This window comes from Ligilactobacillus sp. UO.C109, assembly GCF_026847815.1.
GTDB lineage: Bacteria > Bacillota > Bacilli > Lactobacillales > Lactobacillaceae > Ligilactobacillus > Ligilactobacillus salivarius.
Map to the genome: position 1 here is coordinate 1 of NZ_JAPSFH010000028.1, position 21,668 is coordinate 21,668.

General features: G+C 32.0%; 18 protein-coding genes. 5 read left to right on the forward strand and 13 right to left on the reverse strand.

Annotated features, from left to right (window positions below; genetic code table 11):
• Nucleotides 1-383 precede the first annotated feature (383 nt).
• The 4 genes from OZJ21_RS08225 to map all read right to left on the reverse strand — a co-directional run bounded on the left by OZJ21_RS08225 (nucleotide 384) and on the right by map (nucleotide 3,679).
• Nucleotides 384-1,268 carry a YihY/virulence factor BrkB family protein gene (locus tag OZJ21_RS08225; protein ID WP_069469104.1) on the reverse strand — a complete coding sequence of 295 codons (885 nt, stop codon included), beginning with the start codon at nucleotides 1,266-1,268 and terminating at the stop codon, nucleotides 384-386.
• 17 nt (nucleotides 1,269-1,285) lie between these two features.
• Nucleotides 1,286-1,738, reverse strand: a complete 453-nt coding sequence (locus OZJ21_RS08230) for a LysM peptidoglycan-binding domain-containing protein (RefSeq protein ID WP_224757496.1) — start codon at nucleotides 1,736-1,738, stop codon at nucleotides 1,286-1,288.
• Nucleotides 1,739-1,845: 107 nt separating this feature from the next.
• A complete protein-coding gene (gene galU, locus OZJ21_RS08235; protein WP_003702763.1) occupies nucleotides 1,846-2,718 on the reverse strand; it encodes a UTP--glucose-1-phosphate uridylyltransferase GalU in 873 nt (290 codons plus the stop codon).
• A gap of 169 nt (nucleotides 2,719-2,887) precedes the next feature.
• A complete protein-coding gene (gene map / locus OZJ21_RS08240; RefSeq protein WP_003705135.1) occupies nucleotides 2,888-3,679 on the reverse strand; it encodes a type I methionyl aminopeptidase in 792 nt (263 codons plus the stop codon).
• Between the two features lie 156 nt (nucleotides 3,680-3,835).
• Between map and OZJ21_RS08245 the strand changes: the two genes are divergently transcribed.
• The 3 genes from OZJ21_RS08245 (at nucleotide 3,836) to OZJ21_RS08255 (ending at nucleotide 7,650) form a co-directional block, all read left to right on the forward strand.
• Nucleotides 3,836-4,291 (forward strand): flavodoxin, encoded by a 456-nt coding sequence (locus OZJ21_RS08245; RefSeq protein WP_004564311.1) that lies wholly within the window; start codon nucleotides 3,836-3,838, stop codon nucleotides 4,289-4,291.
• On the forward strand, nucleotides 4,291-4,701 hold the full coding sequence (locus tag OZJ21_RS08250; RefSeq protein ID WP_003705139.1) for a GtrA family protein: 411 nt from the start codon (nucleotides 4,291-4,293) through the stop codon (nucleotides 4,699-4,701). The genes OZJ21_RS08245 and OZJ21_RS08250 overlap by 1 nt, the downstream gene beginning before the upstream one ends.
• Before the next feature lie 90 nt (nucleotides 4,702-4,791).
• Nucleotides 4,792-7,650, forward strand: a complete 2,859-nt coding sequence (locus tag OZJ21_RS08255) for a YfhO family protein (protein WP_004564309.1) — start codon at nucleotides 4,792-4,794, stop codon at nucleotides 7,648-7,650.
• A 58-nt stretch (nucleotides 7,651-7,708) separates the two neighbouring features.
• Here the strand turns inward: OZJ21_RS08255 and OZJ21_RS08260 are convergent, their stop codons facing one another.
• The 4 genes from OZJ21_RS08260 to wecB form a co-directional block, all read right to left on the reverse strand.
• Nucleotides 7,709-8,695 carry an ornithine cyclodeaminase family protein gene (locus tag OZJ21_RS08260; protein ID WP_004564308.1) on the reverse strand — a complete coding sequence of 329 codons (987 nt, stop codon included), beginning with the start codon at nucleotides 8,693-8,695 and terminating at the stop codon, nucleotides 7,709-7,711.
• A gap of 13 nt (nucleotides 8,696-8,708) precedes the next feature.
• The gene (locus OZJ21_RS08265) at nucleotides 8,709-9,575 is read right to left on the reverse strand and encodes a sulfite exporter TauE/SafE family protein (RefSeq protein WP_003703062.1); all 867 of its coding nucleotides are present in this window, start codon (nucleotides 9,573-9,575) and stop codon (nucleotides 8,709-8,711) included.
• 17 nt (nucleotides 9,576-9,592) lie between these two features.
• The gene (locus OZJ21_RS08270; protein ID WP_099460292.1) at nucleotides 9,593-10,387 is read right to left on the reverse strand and encodes a TrmB family transcriptional regulator; all 795 of its coding nucleotides are present in this window, start codon (nucleotides 10,385-10,387) and stop codon (nucleotides 9,593-9,595) included.
• A 172-nt stretch (nucleotides 10,388-10,559) separates the two neighbouring features.
• The gene (wecB, locus tag OZJ21_RS08275; RefSeq protein ID WP_172435619.1) at nucleotides 10,560-11,702 is read right to left on the reverse strand and encodes a non-hydrolyzing UDP-N-acetylglucosamine 2-epimerase; all 1,143 of its coding nucleotides are present in this window, start codon (nucleotides 11,700-11,702) and stop codon (nucleotides 10,560-10,562) included.
• Nucleotides 11,703-11,828: 126 nt separating this feature from the next.
• Between wecB and OZJ21_RS08280 the strand changes: the two genes are divergently transcribed.
• Complete coding sequence (locus tag OZJ21_RS08280; protein ID WP_268857656.1) at nucleotides 11,829-13,064, forward strand: aminopeptidase; 1,236 nt, start codon at nucleotides 11,829-11,831, stop codon at nucleotides 13,062-13,064.
• 310 nt (nucleotides 13,065-13,374) lie between these two features.
• Entirely contained in the window at nucleotides 13,375-14,982 is a 1,608-nt protein-coding gene (locus tag OZJ21_RS08285) for an APC family permease (RefSeq protein ID WP_268857657.1), read from the forward strand.
• Nucleotides 14,983-15,094: 112 nt separating this feature from the next.
• On the opposite strand, the gene pgmB is transcribed toward OZJ21_RS08285, so the two are convergent.
• The 5 genes from pgmB to OZJ21_RS08310 form a co-directional block, all read right to left on the reverse strand.
• The gene (gene pgmB, locus OZJ21_RS08290; RefSeq protein WP_003705156.1) at nucleotides 15,095-15,766 is read right to left on the reverse strand and encodes a beta-phosphoglucomutase; all 672 of its coding nucleotides are present in this window, start codon (nucleotides 15,764-15,766) and stop codon (nucleotides 15,095-15,097) included.
• A gap of 9 nt (nucleotides 15,767-15,775) precedes the next feature.
• A complete protein-coding gene (locus OZJ21_RS08295) occupies nucleotides 15,776-18,040 on the reverse strand; it encodes a glycoside hydrolase family 65 protein (protein WP_268857658.1) in 2,265 nt (754 codons plus the stop codon).
• A gap of 14 nt (nucleotides 18,041-18,054) precedes the next feature.
• A complete protein-coding gene (locus tag OZJ21_RS08300) occupies nucleotides 18,055-19,047 on the reverse strand; it encodes an aldose epimerase family protein (RefSeq protein ID WP_004563814.1) in 993 nt (330 codons plus the stop codon).
• Nucleotides 19,048-19,050: 3 nt separating this feature from the next.
• Entirely contained in the window at nucleotides 19,051-20,406 is a 1,356-nt protein-coding gene (locus tag OZJ21_RS08305; protein ID WP_099460296.1) for an SLC45 family MFS transporter, read from the reverse strand.
• Between the two features lie 155 nt (nucleotides 20,407-20,561).
• Nucleotides 20,562-21,557 (reverse strand): LacI family DNA-binding transcriptional regulator, encoded by a 996-nt coding sequence (locus OZJ21_RS08310; protein WP_099460297.1) that lies wholly within the window; start codon nucleotides 21,555-21,557, stop codon nucleotides 20,562-20,564.
• Nucleotides 21,558-21,668 lie beyond the last annotated feature (111 nt).

The window sequence follows — 21,668 nt, forward strand, 5'->3', positions numbered from 1 at the left end:
TTGACTTCGCAAATGTTTTTGCTTCTTTATAGAAGCCCTGCACATTTGTTTCATCGAAACTTTGTTTAGTTTTCAAAGATCATATACTTGGTTAGAACAACTCATCTGCCCTAACAGCATAATCTACTATACCGACTTCAATACTATTCGTCAACCCCTTTATTTCAAGGTATTTCGGGTATCCAAAATCACAAAGTTCGTATTTTATAATTTAAAAACAGTTTCATTTTGATTCACTATCACCATTTTAATCTCAAAACCACAAACAAACTCTACTTTCCACTCAAATACTTCGGTTTAATCATCAGAAAATTTTTTTGAATTTTTTTAGGATACTAAAAATAGCTATTAAAATTGAATATTTCATCAATTAATAGCTACTTTTACTGAAAAATTTTTCTTATTGTACTACTCTTAGTCTTTACTTCGCCAAAGAAATAATATTCTAAACCTGCATTTACTACCGAACCTAGCATTATTACCCAACCGGTATAATTTAACCATAATAACAGAACTATAAATGTACCTAGGGCTTCATAACTTAACAAAGTCCGCGTAAAGTATCTAACATAAATAGAAAAGCCTTGCGATAATCCCAGCCAACCTATTGTTGCTAAAATAGCTCCCGGTAATACTAAAATAAAATGTAATTTAGCGTTGGGGATTAGTATGTAGATCAGTATTATAATTACAAAAATACCAATTGCAGCTGTTGGCCATTTCCAACGCATAAATAAATCTATCCAATTAGTAGAAAGATTCAACAAAGGTGTAATATAATCCAAAGCTATCTGTCCAAAACTAAATACTAAAAATAGCGCAACTATTAACAATCCTAAAACTACTGTAATAAAAATAGAGAATATTCTTCCTAATACTGCACCTGTTCCAGTTCCCTTACCTACTCCATATGCCATATTTAAACCATTTTTTAAAGCATTTATTCCTCGACTAACCGCCCACAGTGCTAAAATACCACTAACAGAGGCAATTCCACCTGAACCTTTCTTTAGCATGGTCTCAATAATTGGTTTTAAAGTCGTAAAAACATTACTTGGAACTATTACTTGTAATCCACTTAAAACATCTGCTTCTTTTAAATTAATTATCGAAAGAATATTTCCTAACAAAATGATTGTAGGTAAGATCGCTAATAATGCATAGTAAGCAATTGTTATAGATGTACTATTTATATTCGCTTCACTCGCACGTTCAACAATTAAGAGAAATAAATCACGAAATTTATGTAATTTTTCTTTCAAATTCATCATTACTTTCAATATTTTTAACGTACACTATTCTTTGGTATTTTTAGTGTAGTTCCTGTTGAAACAGTTCTTTGAGTCAATCCATTAACCTGCATAATTTCTTCAATCGTTGTATTGTATTCTTCCGCAAGCATTGTCAAATTATCGCCTGCTTTAACTGTATAAGTAATATACTTAGATTTTTTAGAACTACTACTACTCATTGTATCTGTTTCAAAACTTGCTTCTTCATTATTTTTCTTTGGTTCAGATTCTTTTTTAGTAACTTTTACTCCATATTTTTCACGCGCAACTTTTTTGTTACTTTCATATTCTGCTTTCTGCATCGCTGCAGTTGGCATTGCTCGCTTAACAATTATTCCCTTTACAGGAGTTACCATCACTAACAAAATAGCGATAAGAATTACTGAGATAATGGAATAAGCTATCCATCTTCTTTTTTTCTTATGTATCTTTTTCAAAATTTTCACCTCTAAAAAATTAATTAGATTAATTAACATACCTAACCTATTATAAAATTAAAAAGCCTGAAAAGAAACAAAATCTTTTCAGACTCCTATAAAAATAATAAATAGTATTATTTAATCTTCTTAGAAAGTTCTTTGATATATTCTTTCAATTCATCTCTTACTTCAGGATGACGTAAACCGAATTGAATAGATGTCTTCAAATATCCAAACTTATAACCTACATCATAACGTTGACCCTTAAATTCATGTGCAAATACTCTTTGAATCTTGTTTAAACGGTCAATAGCATCAGTTAATTGGATTTCATTACCAGCACCTGGCTTTTGTGTTTCAAGCATATCGAAAATTTCAGGTGTTAATAAGTAACGACCAATGATTGCTAAATCACTTGGGGCCTTGTCAACATCTGGTTTTTCAACAAATTGCTTAACATCAAACAAACCTGGTTGAGTTTCTGCAGCTGGATCAATTACACCATACTTATTTACTTCTTCATGAGGTACTTTCATTACAGCTAATGTTGAAGCATGTGTTTTTTCATAACGATCAATTAATTGTCTAGTCAAAGGAACCTTATCTTCCATAAGGTCATCACCTAACATAACAACGAATGGTTCGTTACCTACAAAATCTTTTGCCATTAATACAGCATCACCCAAGCCACGTGGATGTGATTGGCGAATAAAGTACAAATTAATATCTGTTGTTTGCTGTACTAATCGAAGTAATTCTGTCTTTCCTTTTTCTGTTAGATTTTGTTCCAATTCTGGTACTGAATCAAAATGATCTTCAATTGGACGCTTACCCTTTCCGGTAACAACTAAAATATCTTCAATGCCAGATTTTTTAGCTTCTTCAACAATATATTGAATTGTTGGTTTATCAATAATAGGAAACATTTCTTTAGCTAATGCCTTTGTAGCAGGTAAAAAACGTGTCCCCAAACCTGCAGCAGGAATAACAGCTTTTCTTACTTTCATATCTTTCGTAGACTCCTTAAATTTAAGTTAGTATATCAACAATAAATGTTTATATACTCTCCTTACTGATTATACCAATAATAGCGAGATTTACAAGATTAAAATAAGGGCTTTCATAAAAAAATAAGTACTTAATTGCTAAAAAACAATAAGTACTTACTTTTTTATACTAATCGTCCAATAGATATTTTTTATCTCTTTCAGGATCTTGAGAAGTCAAAATCTTAGGACCATCCTTAGTGATTGCAATAGTATGTTCATATTGGCAAGATAAACTACCATCTGCTGTACGTGCTGTCCAACCGTTAGGATCATCCATTTCTGCTTCCCAACCACCAATATTTACCATTGGTTCGATTGTAATTGTCATACCTTCTTTTAAGCGGACACCTTGTCCAGCTTCGCCATAATGAGGGACATTAGGACTTTCATGCATTGTGGGTCCAATACCATGTCCTATAAATTCACGTACATCGCCATATCCATTTTCATCTTCGACATAATGTTGGATAGCAGCACCAATGTCACCAATTCTATTTCCAACTTGTGCTTGTTCAATCCCTAAATACAAAGCATTCTTTGTAACTTCCATTAGTCTGTCAATTTCAGGAGTAGACTTACCTACAACATAACTCCAGCAAGAGTCACTCATAGCTCCGTGATAGTTAACAACTGTATCTACCTTAACCAAATCTCCATCCTTTAATATTAAGTTCTTTCGTGGAAAACCATGGCAAATTTCATCATTAACACTTACACATGTGGCATACTTATAACCTTCAAAACCAATTTGTTCTGCAATCGCATCGTGTTCTTTAAAATATTTTCTAGCAAATTTTTCAATTTCCCAACTAGAAATTCCGGGTTTGATAATATCTCTCAAGCCAATATGCATTCCAGCTAAAATTTGACCTGATTTTTGCATTTCTTTAATTTCACGTGGTGATTTTAAAGTAATCATTATATTCTTCCTCCAATAAATCATTTCCGACTAATCTATTATAGCACTTATCGCTTAATTTGTGATGATTGGAAATTTTAACAACCTATTCTGAAATATCTGTTATAATATGGAAATGAAATAATTATTGTAATTTTACGAAAGAAGGGCTTTTAAATGGCTAGTGTAAAAGTTGTATTTGCAACAATTACAGGAAATAATGAAGATGTTGCTGATATTATCGCAGAAGCATTAGAAAACAAAGGAATTACAGTTGACGTTGAAGAAATTTCACAAGTTGATGCTTTTGACCTAGAAGAGTTCGATGGTGTTATTGTATGTCCTTACACATATGACGAAGGGGCATTACCTGATGAAGGAATGGACTTCTATGAAGATTTGGCAGATGTTGATCTATCAGGTAAAGTTTATGGTGTTGCAGGTTCAGGCGATACATTCTATGGTGAATACTTCTGTACAGCTGTTGACGATTTTGGAACACAATTAGCTAAGGCTGGTGCTACTAAGGGTGCTGAAAATGTAAAAATTAATCTTGCACCTGATTCAGATGAAGATATTGAAATCTTAGAAAACTTTGCCGGTGAATTTGCTGCTAAATTGGAGGAAAATTAATGATTTTCAAGCTTTTCAAAAAATATCAAAGCGTAATTGCCTACTTATTTTTTGGAGGATTAACAACATTAATTAACTTTGTTGTATTTTTCATTTTTGACTCTGGTTTGCATTGGAACTACCAAGTGGCTAATTTTATTGCTTGGTTCTTATCTGTTTTATTTGCATTTTTCACCAATAAAGTTTGGGTTTTTGGCTCAAAATATACAACTGTTAAAGCTTTTTTCATTGAAATGTGGTCTTTTTTCTTCTATAGAATTCTTTCCTATTTCATTGATGCGAGTATTATGTTTGTTGGTATTTCTTTACTGCATGCTAATAGTAGTTTGACTAAACTTATTGACCAAGTAGTAATCGTAGTTCTGAATTACTTTTTTAGTAAATTTTTCATTTTTAAAAAACGAGATTAATTAAATATTCTTTTAAAAACCTCCTAATCATTCACACTTTTTACTAATTACGGTAAAATATGTTGTGAGCATATTAGGAGGTTTTCTTTCGTGAATTTCTCATTTGAAAAAAAAGATTTCAAAAAACTATTTATTTGGTATTCAATTTCATTTGCGATAGTCGCTTTTTTTGTTTATGGCTCCTATTATTTTTCAGGCCATTCATTAATTTGGCAAATAGATGGTTCTCAACAACATTTACCTCTATTAATTAATTATCGCAAAGCTTTAATTGAATTTTTACACCATCCCTTTTCTGGTATAACGACTTGGTCTTGGAAATACGGATTAGGTGCTGATACTTTTCAAATTTATTCTTATTATACAGTTGGAGATATCTTTGCTTACCTAACCCTACTATTTCCTGCAAATAAAATAATTTTTGCTTATCAGTTAATGATTATTTTACGATTATATTTTGCTGGATTAGCTTTTACATATTTTGCTAATCATTTCGACTTGAAAAAGTCAGTTATTATTCCAGGAGCGATGGTTTATATTTTTAATGCGTATCTTTTATACGCCAACGTTGCACAACCTTTTTTCACAACTGCATTCATAATTTTTCCACTAATTATCTTAGGTTTAGAAAAAGTTTTGCAAGAAAAATCCGCTTGGCTGCTGACATTTGCATTCACTTGGATGTTAATCAATAACTTTTATTTTGCCTTTATTTTAGGTATTGGAGCTATGATTTATTTAGTAATTCGAGTCTTTTTCACTTATCGTAAGACTTTAAATTACTTCTTAGTATTTCGGAAGCTCGCAGGTTCTACTATTTTAAGTTTGTTACTGAGCTCTGTACTTTTAATCCCTGAATTACTTGCAGTACAAAACTCTACTCGAGCTGGAAGTACTTTCGCCAATGGGTTAAAATTTTATCCACTTTACTATTACTTAGCCTTACCATCGCAGCTAATTAATGGTGGAAACCGTGATTTTTACTTTTGGAGTGCTTTAGGTTTTTCTAGCATCGCCTTTTTCGGAGTAATTTATGTCCTTGCTAAGTATCGAAAATATCCAGTTATGACTGCTATCTTCATCCTTAGTGGGATTATGCTTTTATTCCCCGCTTTTGGTGCAGCATTCAATGGTTTAATGTCTCCTTCAAATCGTTGGACTCTAATGCTTTGCTTACCAGTTTCATTATCTGTATGTATTTTACTAGAACATGTTAAGAAACTATCTCCAAAAATGTTAAAGTACATTACAATTACTACTGCTATTTATATCAGTATTGTAGGTATTAATTATTATTTCCAAAATAGTGAAAAATTATTTATTCCTATCATCTTCTTATTTGTATTTTTAGGTTTGATTTTTTGGTTACGTTTCATTGATTATAAACACGCTTATCGATGGACAAATATTTTAGTATTGTTAAATGTTATTTTAAATGCTATTTATTTTGAAACACCTTATAATGGAGGTTTTGCTAATGAAATGTTACCAGCTGGTGCTTATGATAAATTGCAAAATCAACGTTATGCTGGTTTAGATTCAGATATTGATAATGATAATACTTTTAAAGTTTCTACTATTAGTAATAACTATTACTTAGGTGAAGACTTTAAAATGTATAACACTCTTAACGAAAAATTGCATGGACTTAGTTCATATTATTCCTTACAAAACAAATATATAGGTCAGTTTGCTTTAAATATGCAAAATGTCCAATATGAAACTAATGTGCCTCTGCAACAGTTTGATGACCGCTCAGTGATCTTAAACTTTTTAGGAGTTAAATATTTATTTACTCAGTTGAATCAAGAAAATGATACTAAAATTCCATATGGTTATCATCTCGATAAAACTACTCGTTTAATCTATGATGTAAACCAAAATTCTAGTAAAAACCAACAAACACGTAGATATGCTACTAAAAATAATTTTCCTTTGCTTTATTGGCAAGATACTGCTATCACTCCTAAGAATTACGATAAACTCAGTGTCTCTCAAAAGGAACGCTTATTAAGTAAGGCAGTCTTTACATCTAGTAATAATGCCAAAGGATTGAAAAAAGCTAAAATTTCCAATACTGATGTAATTGACATTCCTTATGTATTGGTTTCTAGTCGTGGAAATGTTATTGATACTAATAACTTAGAAAAACTTGATGCTAATGAAACTTACAAACTTGTTTTACAATTAGATAAATTGAAGGAAAAGAATAATCTTCCTCAAAATGTAGAATTACATGTTGAAATAAATGATATCAAGTACACTCCATTTTCTTTCAAGAAACAAATTGCACTGGAAGAAAAAAATCAAACAGATGATCTAACTAATGGTCTCCTAGCTGCTAATGAAAAATTGGCCTACTATAAATACTTTAGATATCATGTTTTGAAGGGATCACCTGATATGAGTTATGCTTTAAATATCAGCTCTAATCTTGGAACTGAAACAATTGCTCAACCTCGTCAAAGCAAAACTTCATTCTTTAAAATCGTAAACAGTGGAACCATGAATATGGGATATTTCAAGAATTTACCGGAAACTTTAAAACTTACTCCTTCAAAAATGGGAACTTATAGTTTTAAATTAAAGGTTTATGCTGAACCATTAAATACTAGTTACGATAAAGAAGTAGCTAAAATTCAAAAACATGCACTTCAAAACTTAAAATTCAATAAGCACGGTCTTGAAGGAAAAATAACTACTAATCGCACTGGAATATTAACTTCTTCAATTCCTTATTCTACCGGTTGGACTGCCACAGTAGATGGAAAAAAAGCTCCTGTTATTAGAACTAACCAAGCTTTTGTAGGATTAAAACTCCCTCAAGGCACACATAAAGTTAAATTAGTCTATAATATTCCAGGTTTGAAACTAGGGATGATTACCTCAATCGTTGGATTAATTCTTTTAGTAATTAGTTTGATATATACTAAATTTAAGAAAAAATAATGTTAAAAGGAAGCAAAGATTTTTTTGATCTTTGCTTCCTTTTTTAATTGCTAACTCTTTAATTTAATTCAAACTCGTGTCCATATCCATTAGCTTGTGCTTTTTTTACAATCTTATCTGCAATATAAACATCTAAAACAGCTGTTCCAACTGTTTTAAAAATAGTTATTTCATCATCACTAGTTCTACCTTTTATTTTTCCTGCCACTAATTGTCCTAACTCACCAGTAATCATATCTTTACTAATTTCACCTTTATTTAATGGTTGAATAAAATCACCAGCTTCTTGCCAAACTCCATCAAGGGTATCAAAAACAATGGTTTTAGCTCTTTTTATTGTTTCACATGGTATTTCACACATTTCTGGCGTATATGCTCCAATCCCATTAATATGTGCTCCTGGTTTAATCCATTCATCATTGAAAGTTGCACGTTTTGAAGTAGTAACTGTTGTAATAATATCGGCATTTTCAACACATTCTTTAGCAGTTTGACATGGATAAATATTTTTATTGAATTTATCTGCCATTAATTCAGCAAACTTTTTAGCCCTGCTAAAATCTATATCAAAAATTCTAATTTCTTCTAAATCTCTAACTTCTATCATTGCTTCTAGTTGTGTTGCTGCTTGTCCACCAGTCCCTATCAAAGCTCCAACTTTAGCATCTTTTCTAGCTAATAACTCTGTGGCTGCACCTTGAACAGCCCCCGTTCTTAACTGTGTCAAATAAGTACCTTCAATTACCGCACCTAATTCTCCAGTATCAGCATCTAAAGTTATTACTGTCGCTGGCACACTTGGTAAACCCTTAGAAATATTATCAGGATAAACAGAAACGATTTTTAATCCAGCAGCAGCTTGGTTTCCTCCAACATAAGCTGGCATATAAAGATTTTGTCCATTTTTTTCATCTATATCAATATTGGTTCTTAATGGCACCTTAGCTTTTCCTTCAGAATATATCTCTAAAGCTTCTTTATCTGCTTCAATCGCATCTCTCATTGTAAAACACTTTTTTATATCATCTTTTTTTAAAATTAACATTTATATTTCCTCCCTAAGCTTCTTCTTTTTGCTTTGATAACATAGTATAGGCACTATATAGCAAGACAATTACTACTAACCAATTTAAAAGATATGTATTTAGTTGCTTTACCAAGAATACAGCTACTAATACACCTAACACCCCAAAAGTTGCAGTGAATAGAGTTATTTTTCTACTATAGTCATCCAATTTAATAAATTGAACTGAACCAACCGGAACAGAGAATGTACATGCCCCCATCATAATAGGAAAAGCTGCAATTGGATTTAATCCTAGTAAATATACTGTCACCATTGTCAACGCATATGATCCAATCCCAATGTTATTCAACGCACCATATACAAAAAGTAAAAATCCTGCTAAAATCAGTTTCCAACCATATAATTCTGTTGCAGTCCCATTTGAAGGAATTAATTTTAACTGACCAGCAACGATCAAAAGTGAAGCGATAATTAAACCAATCCCTACAAAAACTTTAATGGTTTTTTCTGGCAATTTAACTACAAAACGTGGTCCTAAATATGCACCGATAACTTGGCAAATGATACAAACCAATAAAGTTTTGATACCAACTGATATTCCAGTAATATAGCTCAAAGCCATAACTGCTACAGGTATTACGCATTCTGTATTCAAAGTTCCTGGCAATTTTTTCATGCTTACCCATTTAGCTTTTTGATATAGAACAGTACCAATTGCAAAATCAGAAATTCCAAATGTTGATAAAAAGAATATAATAAATGATGACAATGCTAACCATTTGGAATCAGCTGGTTCTTCCTTAAATTCCTGCTTATGTTTCAATAAATCACGGATAAATACAGTTGCAAAGTATCCGTTTACAATTACAACCATTGTTAATAATATATACCTAACCATTTTCTTTCACTATCCTCTCAATAAATTTCCCTTACTCCTTCAAAATCCACACCATACTCTTTCTTTAGATCTTCCGGTAAATCTCTAAAAATCTTCAAAGTATACGCATCATGTTTTACATATTCTGAAGCTAAACTTATCATAGCTGTATTTTCTGTCCAAATTACATTTGTTGTATAATGATTAATAGTGCCGTACACTACTTGCTTGTTATCTGCAACAACATTAATCCAACGAGAACCGAAATCTGATAACTTATCCTTTTCAAAACCATGGTAATACATATTTTTAAAATCAAAATTATCTTCACTATCTTTGAACAAAATAATAACTACTTTAGTAAGTCGTTTTTCTGCCAATTTTATTAAATTAATCAGCTCATCATCAATATCAGAAGTCCATATTTGAATATATATACTTTCTTTTGCGTTACTGATAACATATTTTATTTTTTCAATCATACTTGTGTAATCATTAATCTTCCAAAGGTGTCCAGCATCTCGTTTAGGTTCTTTAATCTCTTTAAAGCCTTGCTTCAGATTTTTTAAGTCATTCTTAAAAATATGCTCAAGTCTTGCTAAAAATTCATCTGTAGGAATTGCACGGTACATCTTATTTTCTGTTTGATTTACTAAAACCATATTCTTTTGTATTAAATTTTCTAAGACATTGTAAACTTTTGAACGAGCCACACCAGATAATTTGCTAACTTCATACCCTGTCATCTGTTCATGATTAATTAAGGTGAGATAAACTTTTATTTCTGATTCATTGAACCCATATTTTCTCATAATTGTTGATATATCAAGCATTTGATCTTCACCTCCTTATAGTAGTACCTTACAGTAACTACTATAATGCAATTGTTGATTAATTTCAAGTGTATTTTTTCACAAAAGTATTTTAATAGTACAGATTGATATCTTTTTCACAAATTGTAAAAAAATAAAACTAGTCGTCAGAAAACAACTAGTCCTATTACTATTATTCAAACTCTATTGGCTTTTTATCTGTCACACCAAAATAATACGCAATTGCATCTAAAATTCGTTCCGATGCCTTTCCATCGCCATATGGATTCTTTGCTTGTGCCATTCTTTGATATTCAGCATCATTATCTAGCAACTTTTCCATTTCTTCCTTTACTTTTTCAGACTCTGTACCGACTAATTTTAAAGTACCTGCTTCTACACCCTCTGGACGTTCAGTTGTATCTCTCAATACTAATACCGGTTTACCTAATGAAGGTGCTTCTTCTTGAACACCACCAGAATCTGTCATAATAAAGTAACTTCTAGCTGCTAAATTATGAAAGTCAACAACATCAAGTGGTGAAATCAAGTGTATTCTTTCTGTATTTCCTAAAATTTCTTTTGCTGCTTCTTGAACTGCCGGACTTAAATGAACTGGATAAATAACTTCTACATCTTCTCTTGATTCAACTACTTCACGAATTACTTTAAACACACGTCTCATAGGTTCTCCCTGATTTTCGCGACGATGCATTGTTAGTAAAATTAATTTATTATCAGGAGAAACCTTATCTAGAATATCATGGTGATACCCTTTATCTACTGTTTGTTTAAGTGCATCTATAGCTGTATTTCCTGTAATATAGATATTATCTTCTTTATGGTTTTCTTTAAGCAAATTAGCTTTACTTTGAGTTGTAGGAGCAAAATACAAGTCTGTCATCGCATCTGTCATTTGGCGATTCATTTCTTCAGGATATGGGGAATATTTTTCCCATGTTCTAAGTCCAGCTTCCACATGTCCAATAGGTATTTGATTATAAAATGCTGCTACACTTGCAGCAAATGTAGTTGTTGTATCCCCATGAACTAATACAATATCCGGCTTAGCCTCTTTTAAGATTTTATCTAGATTGATTAGTACATTAGAAGTTATATCAGTTAAAGTTTGTCTGGCATGCATAATATTTAAATCATAGTCAGGCTTGATATGAAAAATATCTAAAACTTGGTCTAACATTTCGCGATGTTGTGCAGATACTGTTGTAATTGCTTCAAAACGCTGACTTTGTTTTTGTAATTCCAATACTAACGGTGCCATTTTTATTGCTTCTGGCCTTGTTCCAAAAACCGTCATTACTTTTATTTTTTTCATTAACATCCGTCCCTCTTCAAAATATGTTTTCATTAAAAGTATAACAAATCCAGTGCTTTTATTGTCAGTTTTTATGGTATTTATGATATATTAAATTTACAAATCTACTTTGAATGGAGGTCCGTTATGACAATTCCAAATTTTAAAGAAAAACTACAAAAATATGCTGAATTAATTGTTAAAATTGGTGTAAATGTCCAACTAAACCAACCAGTTGTATTATACATTAACGTTGAACAACAAGAATTAGCTCACTTAATTGTTAAAGAAGCATATGCTGCTGGGGCAAGTGAAGTTATGGTTAAGTGGTCAGATACATTTACTTCTCGTCAATTTTTAGAATTTGCCAATCAAGAACGTCTTGAAAATATTCCTGACTATCTTGTAAAAGAAGCTGAATATATTGCTGATAATAAAGCTGCACGTATTTCTGTTATCTCTGAAGATCCTGATTCTTTTAACGGATTAGATCATAATCGTGTATCTACATTCCAAAAAGCTAATGGTAAAGCTTTAAATGTTGTACGAAAAGCCACTCAAAATAACGATTTAAGCTGGACTGTTGTTGGTGCAGCTGGTGTTAAATGGGCTGAAAAAGTTTTCCCTGATTTAAAGGGTGATGCAGCAGTTGACAAATTGTGGGAAGAAATTTTTAAAACTACACGCATCGATCAAGAAGATCCTATTGTTGCTTGGAAGAAACATGATGAAGCTTTACGTACTAAAGCTGATTGGTTAAATAAAGAGCAATTTAAAGCTCTTCATTACACATCGCCAATTACTGATATTACTGTTGGACTTCCAAAGAATCATATTTGGGAAGGTGCTGGCAGTTATAACGCTGCTGGAATTGAGTTTATGGCAAATATGCCAACTGAAGAAGTCTTCACAGCACCTGATGCTCGTCACATTGACGGTTATGTCGGTTCAACTAAACCTTTGAGCTATGCTGGTAATATTATTGAAAATATGCACTTTGAATTTGAAAATGGCAAAGTTACTAAAGTCACAGCTGATAAAGGACAAAATATCTTAGAAGAACTTATCAAAACTGACGATGGTGCTACTTCATTAGGAGAAGTTTCATTAGTTCCAGATCCATCGCCAATTTCACAATCCGGTATTACTTTCTTTAATACTTTATTTGATGAAAATGCAAGCAACCACATGGCTTTAGGTGCTGCTTATCCTTTCTCAATTCAAGGCGGTACTAAAATGTCAGACGAAGAATTAAAGGAACACGGCATCAATATTAGTCAAACTCATGTCGACTTCATGATGGGCTCAGCTGATATGGATATTGATGGTATCAAAGAAGATGGTACTATTATTCCTATTTTTAGAAACGGTGACTGGGCATAAAAACAATACTGCTAAAATGCGCTTGGGAAAAATTTTTCTCAAGCGTTATTTGTATTGTTTAAACATATAACTTTACCCTACATAATTTATCACCCCTTACTAGTATTTTCTTATTTTCCACATAGGACCAATTTTCTAATTTCTGTAATTTCTAATTTTGAAAACGACTATTTTTTATAAATTAAAAAATTGGTCCTATATTCGAATCTTAATAAATTGCTTTTTTTATTTTTTATCTTGCATAAATGTATATCTTAATATATTCTTTTATTCGTGCGTTCTTATTATTTTATAAAAAGGAGGAAATTTTATGGATAATTTACATAGTAAAAATTATATTTCTTGGCCTATCTTAACTTTAATGGCTTTCGTTACTGTTATCGGTTTTGATGATATTATGTATAATTTCCAAAACCAAGGAATGACTGTTATTACTTCCTGGGTTTTGATGCTATTTTTATATGTTATTCCTTATTCTTTAATCGTTGGACAACTTGGTGGTATTTTTAATAAAGAAGGTGGTGGTCTTAGTTCATGGATTCGTGGAACTAACGGAGAATTTCTCGGTTACTTCACTGCTTGGACTTATTGGGCTGCTTCCGTACCTTACGTAGTTGATTCTGCAAATTCTGTTGTAGTTGGTTTTGGCTGGGCATTTACTGGATCAAATAAATTTCAAGATACAATGTCTAATGCCGAATTTACATTTTGGACTTTTTTAATTTTCATCGTATTTATTTTTATTCAACGTCACTTGAAAAATTCAATGGAACTCCTTTCAACAATCGGTGGCGGTATGATGTTCATTATGACAATTTTGTTTGTTGTTTTAGCTTTTTTTGGTTTAGCTAAGAATGGCGGTCATATGGCAACTCAGCCTATGACTTGGAAAACAATTATCCCTAAATTTGATCTTAAATACTGGTCAACTGTTGGTATGTTAATCTATGCAGTTAATGGTTGCGAACTCATTGCTCCTTATGTTACTAAGATGAAACAACCTAAACGTGATTTTCCTAAGGCAATGATCGCTTTATCAATCATGACAGCTTTCTTAACTATTTTTGGTTCATTTGCATTAGGTATCTATTTTAATGCTTATCACTTACCAAATGATTTAAAGATGAACGGTTCTTACTATGCTTTTCAAGCTTTAGGACAACAACTTGGTGTAGGTAAATTATTCATGTACATCTACGCTTGGACTTCTGTTCTTTATATGTGTGCTTTACTAGCAGTTCTATTAGATGCTATGACGCGTATGTTAATCTCAGACACTGGTGATAAATTCATGCCTAAATTCTTACGTAAAACTAATAGCGATGGCTTACCTATTAATGGCTATATTTTAACTAGCTCATTATCAGCTTTCATCATGCTATTAGGGGTATTCTTACCAGAAATGAATGATGTATTTAATTGGCTTTTGAATTTAAACGGTATTATTTCTCCTGGCGTTACCTGCTGGATTTTCTATGCCTTCATGCGTGTTCGTAAAAATTCAGCTAAATATCCATCAGAATATGTTTACATAAAAAATGACAAACTGGCTTATATTGTTGGTTTCTTGTTACTTGCTGTAACTGCTATTGCTACTATTTTGGGAATTACACCTCAAGATGTTAAGCAATTCAGTCATACATGGTGGTATGAATTAATTATTAATATTGTTGCAATCGTAGTTTTAATTGGTTTAGGTGCTATCTTACCTTCTATTCGCCGACGCGAAGAAAAATATGGCATCGCCTTTAATAAAGGTCAGTGGATTGCTATTTTAGGCATCGTCATTGTATCTATTATTTTTAATCTCTGGCTTGGTGGTACTCATTTAGCTTTGCGCGGATTATATATTGCAATTGAATCAATTATTGCCTTAATTGTAATTACTATGATAGGTCGTAAGAATCCAAATATTTAAAAGAAATGAGGATTAGAGTTCTTTCTCTGATCCTCATTTTTATACGCAAAAAAAAGATATTAACCAAAATCAGTTAATATCTTCTTCTCTCAATCACATCTTATTCTCTTATTTACTTATTCACTTTATTCCACACTTGATTAAACAATTCATAACTAAAATCTTGTGTACTTGGTACAACTTCATCAGCTTGGCTTAATTCATCCTTATCACCAACTGCAACTGCAACCATTCCTGCAGACTTGATAGCAGCTACTCCAGCCACTGCATCTTCTACGCCTACACAATCTTTAGGATCTAAATTAATTGCTTCAGCACCTGCAATAAAGATATCTGGAGCTGGCTTGCCTTTAGCTACCTTAGCTGGATCAGCAATTGCATCAAACTCATCAATGATTCCTAGCTTTTCTAAAATATGTGGAGCATTCTTAGAAGCAGAAGCTATTGCTAGTTTCATGCCATGTTCTTTCAACTCATCAAGTAATCTTTTTACTCCTGGTAAGATATCATTTTCAGTTAATTGACTATCAATTGCTGCTACGTAATAAGTATTTTTTTCATTTGCCATTTCAGCTACTTGATCACTTGTATACTTATCACTCAAATTGCCAAATTCCAAAATTCTTTCTAAAGATTCAATTCTACTAATTCCCTTCAACTTACTTTCAAATTCAGCTGGTAGAGTTAAATCAAATTTTTCTTTTGCAAGTTGACTCCAAGCTTTAAAGTGAAATTTAGCTGTATCAGTAATTACACCATCTAAATCAAATACTACACCCTTCAAACTATTCACCTACTTTTCTGTTGTTAATGTCAAGGATTCACCATTTAACTTGATTGTTAAATCATCGCCTTTTAGCAATTTAATAGATGAACCTTCTTTATTTACAGTAACTTCAAGTAATCTGTCACGGAAGTTAATACGGAAGTTATAACCTTCCCAATCTTTTGGTACAAATGGTGAGAATTGAAGTTCATCATCAATTACTCTCATACCAGCAAATCCTTGAACAATAGCTAACCAAGAACCAGTCATTGATGTGATATGCAATCCATCATTAGTATCATTATTGTAGTTATCTAAATCAAGACGTGCAGTTCTAGAATACATTTCTACAGCTTTATCTTCTTTGTGCAAATCAGCAGCAATAATTGCGTGTACAGAAGGAGATAAACTAGATTCATGTACTGTTAATGGTTCGTAGAATTCAAAGTTGCGTTTCTTAACATCTTCTGGGAATTTATCGATAAAGTACCAAATTCCTTGCATTACATCACCTTGCTTGATATATGGTGATCTTAAAATCTTATCCCATGACCAATTTTGGTTTAATGGTAATTGATCAGCAGGAATATCAGCTACTGGTGTTAAATCTTTATCTAAGAATGTATCATGTTGTACAAAGATTCCTAATTCCTTGTCTTCTGGTAGATACATATTATCTGCAATTTCATGCCACTTGTTACGTTCTTCTTCAGTAAGTCCTAATTCAGCTAATTTTTCATCAGAAACCTTATCTGCAATTTCATTAGTGTAATTCAAGCACCATTTAGCAAGCATGTTTGTATACCAGTTATTATTTACATTGTTTTCATATTCATTAGGACCTGTTACACCATGAATCATGTATAATCCCTTACGTTGTGAGTAATGCACCCTATCTGCCCAGAAACGTGCAATACCTGTCAAAACATCAAATCCATCATGTGTCACATATTCTTCATCGCCAGTATAACGTGTATAGTTGTAAATAGCATATGCAATTGTACCATTACGATGAATTTCTTCAAAAGTAATTTCCCATTCATTATGGCATTCAATACCATTAAACGTTACCATTGGATATAAAGCACCTTTTAGACCTTGTTCTTGTGCGTTATGGTATGCACCTGGTAATTGATTATGACGGTATTCAAGAAGATTATGAGTAACTTCTTTATCAGCCAATGCTAAGTAAAGTGGAACAGCAAATGCTTCTGTATCCCAGTAAGTTGCACCACCATACTTTTCACCAGTAAAGCCTTTTGGTCCAATATTTAGTCGAGCATCATCGCCATAGTATGTTGAGAATAGTTGGAATAAGTTGAAACGAATACCTTGTTGTGCCTCGTCACTGCCTTCAATCTTAACGTCAGCTTTTTCCCATCTCTTATCCCATGCTTCTTCATGGGCAGTTAATAATTCACTAAATGTCTTTTCTGCTTGTGAATCTAATAATTTACTTGTTGCTTCATCTAAATCTTTCTCATCTGCATAGTCACGAGATGTTGTAACAATTACACGTTTTTCAAATGCTACTTTTTCATTAGCTGCCAATTCTTTAGCAAAAGTATTAACAACTTGCTTGTCTTCTTCTTTACCTAAGCCTTTAGCTTCCATGTCAGTAACATGATGCATTGCCATCTCAGTAGTAAATTGAGGTGTACCAAAATTGTTTAGAATTGTTTGTGCAACTAATCTTCCATCTTTAGCAGATACTTGTTTACTCAAAACATTCCAGAATTGTTCATCATAATTCGCATCTTCATTGTATACATCTGCATCAATTACAGAATCAACTTCTAAAGTTACAGGTTCTGAGCCCAGATTTTCAAAAGTTAATTTATTAGCATATAGTTCTTTAAATGCAATACTTACAAAACGAGTAGATGTTACCTTTACCTTAGCTCCATCTTTATCAACTACATAGCTACGAGTTAAAATACCTTTCTTCATATCAAGACTAACTTCATAATCAGAATAACTATCTTTAGCTAAGTCAATGGATTCACCATTTACTTTAATATCAACAGATACAAAGTCCACAGCGTTTATAACTTTACCAAAATAATGTGGGTAACCATTTTTCCACCAACCAACAACTGTCTTATCAGGGAACCAAACTCCACCTAAATAGATACCTTTATGTGTATCGCCAGAATATTTTTCTTCAAACATCCCACGCATACCCATATATTCGTTACCAATACTTGTCATACTTTCTTGTAATCGTTTATCTTCAGGCTTTAGTTCATGAGAAATAACTTTCCATGGATCAACTTCAAATATTCTCTTCATAATTAGACTTCCTTTCAAACTATACTTACTTTATATTTTATTTCGTAATTTTTTTCCTGACCATCATACAACCTTATATCACCAAAATCTGGATGATGCAACGAATCAGAAACTGTTTGAGCTTCAGTTGCCACTGCATTGTAAATACCCTTGTCATGATTAGCTACATCTATAGGATCAGCTGTAAAAACAATCAGTCCATTTCTATTACTAAAAATATCTATATTAATATTATCTTCCATATTGGTAAGTCTAGCAACCACTTTATCGTCACTAGCATCAACTTTATAGATATCGTCTAAACCTGCAATTTCATCAGATCTTAGTTCTTCTATTACATTTGATAAATATTTTTCTTTTTGTAAATTATACTTCTCATTCGTATCAAAATTACCAGTTGGAATATTTTCCACATCTGTTTCTACATGTTGACCAGTAGGAATTATCAACTTGGAATTCTTCAACCCTTGTGGTAATCTCCAATAGACATGCACCGTTGGATCAAAAACTGTACTTCCAATTGCTTTAGCCTTATATCCCACACTCAAGCAATTATCATCATCCAAACTATAACTTATTTCCAAGTCTATATCTCCTGGATAACCATCTACTTCATGTTTTAATCTCGTAAATAAGATTAAAGTGTTTCCTGTAATTTTGGCATCCAAGATTTGGGTGCTTAAACCATGTGAGCCTCCATGCAATGCATTAGAACCTTCATTAGCTTCTACTGTATATTGCATATTATCAAGTTCAAAACTTGCACCTTTTATTCTTCCAGCAACTCTTCCTATTTGCTTACAAATTTGAAAGTTATTTTCTACATACTCATTAGGTGTGTCAAAATTAACAACCAAATTTTTCCGCTTAGAATTTACTACTATTGAGAATTCTTGAATTATTCCTGCCAAATTTAAAATTCCAACTCGTGTTTGTTGCTTATTTTTTAGAATATATTTTGAAATTTCTTTATTTCCAATATATCCAAAATGTTCTTCTTCTATCATAAATTATGCCTCATGTGTTTCTTTAATTAGTAATACTGAAAATGCACCTAATGCTAAAACAATTCCGGCTGCTAAGAACATATTTGCTTGATGTCCGCCTAGTAGAGGGAATAGACCAAAACTTAGTAAAGATGCAACGATTTGTGGTAAACAAATTGAACCATTAAATAAACCTAAGTATGTTCCCATGTGATTTCCTGATAATGCATTTGTAACAATTGTCAATGGATATGTATTAATACCTGCCCATGCAATACCTACAAGAATATAAGAAACAATCAAAACATATTGATTAGAAACAAAGAAAATTGATAAGAATCCTAATGCACCTAGTAATAAACTTGAGAAGTAACCTGCTTTGTGATATTTATTAGGAACTTTAGCTAATACATATGACCATACAACAGCTGCGATAGATTGAACCGCTGCCAAAACTCCATACCAGTTACCAGCTGCTTGATATCCTTGAGATGTTGCGTTTGTTGTATGCCATACATTTTCAGCAATTGCACCAGCTGAATATGTCCACAAGTATTGGAATGCAAACCAGCAGAAGAATTGAACTAAAGTAACTGTCCAGAATGCTTTAGGTGCTGTCTTCAATAATTGAATCCAACTAACTTTTTCTTCATTTGCTTCTGTAGAAATACCATGATATAAAGCATATGTTTCAGGATCATATTCTTTTACTTTAAAGATGGTAAACAAACTTGTAATGATAAGTAATGCAGCGCCTACATAAAATGCTACCACAACAGTTTGAGGAACAACCCCTTTAGCAGCTGTATTCTTTAATCCCATATATGCAAATAAGAAAGGAAGAACAGCTGCGATTACAGCCCCTGTGTTGGATAAGAAACTTTGAATACCATATGCATAACTCTTTTGATCATCATTTACCATATCACCAACCATCATTTTAAATGGTTGCATAGCCATGTTAGATGAAACGTCTAAGAACGCAACAGTTATAGCACCAAATAGCAAAGCTGCTAATGAACCATATCCAAAACCAAAACTACCAGAATTAGGCAATAAAATCATTACAATAACGGCAATTAATGTACCTAATAGTAAATATGGCAATCTACGACCACCTAATTTTGGTGCCCATGTACGGTCTGAATAATACCCTACAACCGGTTGCACTAATAAGCCAGCTAAAGGTGGTAAAATAAAGAACCAACCAAGACTATTAGGATCCGCACCTAGTGTTTGGAAAATTCGCGACATTTGCGAACTTTGTAACGTAAATGCTGTTTGAACTCCTAAGAATCCAAAGTTTATCATCCAAATTAAACTCTTACTAACGTCAGGCAAACCTTTTGTTGCTTGTGAACTTTGCGCCTTTTCGCTCATATAAGATCACACTCCTAGATAAATGTAATAAAATTATCAAAAAATGAAATCGCATTCTTTCATTTCGACAATAAATATAATAGCAGATAACGTTTTCTTTTGCAACCGTTTGCGATAAAAAATTTTTAAAAAATCACAATTTTTTTCGTGACTTTTTAATGCTCTATAATTTTATGTGGAACAATTATGTGTTTAGTCCCCACATCTAATGTTTTTTGCCCATTATTTATTGCTAAGACAGCTGCTTCTGATCCTAAAAATCTTGGAAAAATTTCTACTGCAGTTATCATAGGTTTAGCAATTTGAGTATAGATAGAATTATTAAATGTTACAATTTCATACTTTTCTAAATCTATCCCAGATTCTATCAATATTTGTTGAACAGTTAATCCTGTTATATCATCACATGCAACAATCCCATTTACTTGTGGATTTGCTTTGATAAAAGTTAGTAACTTTTCCTTATTTTCTTCCCAATTATCACTTGAAAAGTTTAATTTATATGAATTAAATAATTTTTCTTTAATCGCTAGCCTATATCCTACATATCTATCATCTTGTACCATTTCGTCTAGATTAGTATATACATAGCATATATTTTGATGTCCCTTATTGATTAGATAATTAGTCGCATCGCTACTAGCTTGAATATTATCGTTATCCACATATGATGTACTTTCAATATTGTCATATGGTTTACCCACAATCACATAAAACACATCTTTTTGTTTCTTAACATATTCTAGAATTACATCATTTTCTTTCGAATAAAGAAAAATAAAGTTCTTAACATTACCCCTATTTATTAAATTATCGATATTTTGGATTAATTCTTCTTCTTTTTGACCTGTCGCTAACGAAACTATATAATCATGTGCGTTACAAATAGTCGAAATTCCTTGAAGTATTTGAATAAAAAATGGATTATTACCAACAGATTCTTCTCTTATTGGTAAAATAACACCAATTGTTTTTGAAAACCTATTGGCCAAACTTTGTGCAGCGTAATTAGGAGAAAAATTCAACTCCTCCATTGCTTTTCTTACTTTTTCCTTTGTCTTATCACTAATTAAATTACTGTCATGCATCGCTCTTGAAGCTGTTGATGGAGAAACACCAGCTAATTTTGCGACATCTCTAATTGTAGTCATACAATCCCTCGTATTTCTCTTAAATTTATTCTCATATCTACTATACAATATTTAACATTATGTTTTCTACTATAAATTGTATTAAAGACATATATAAAAAAGATAGGTAAC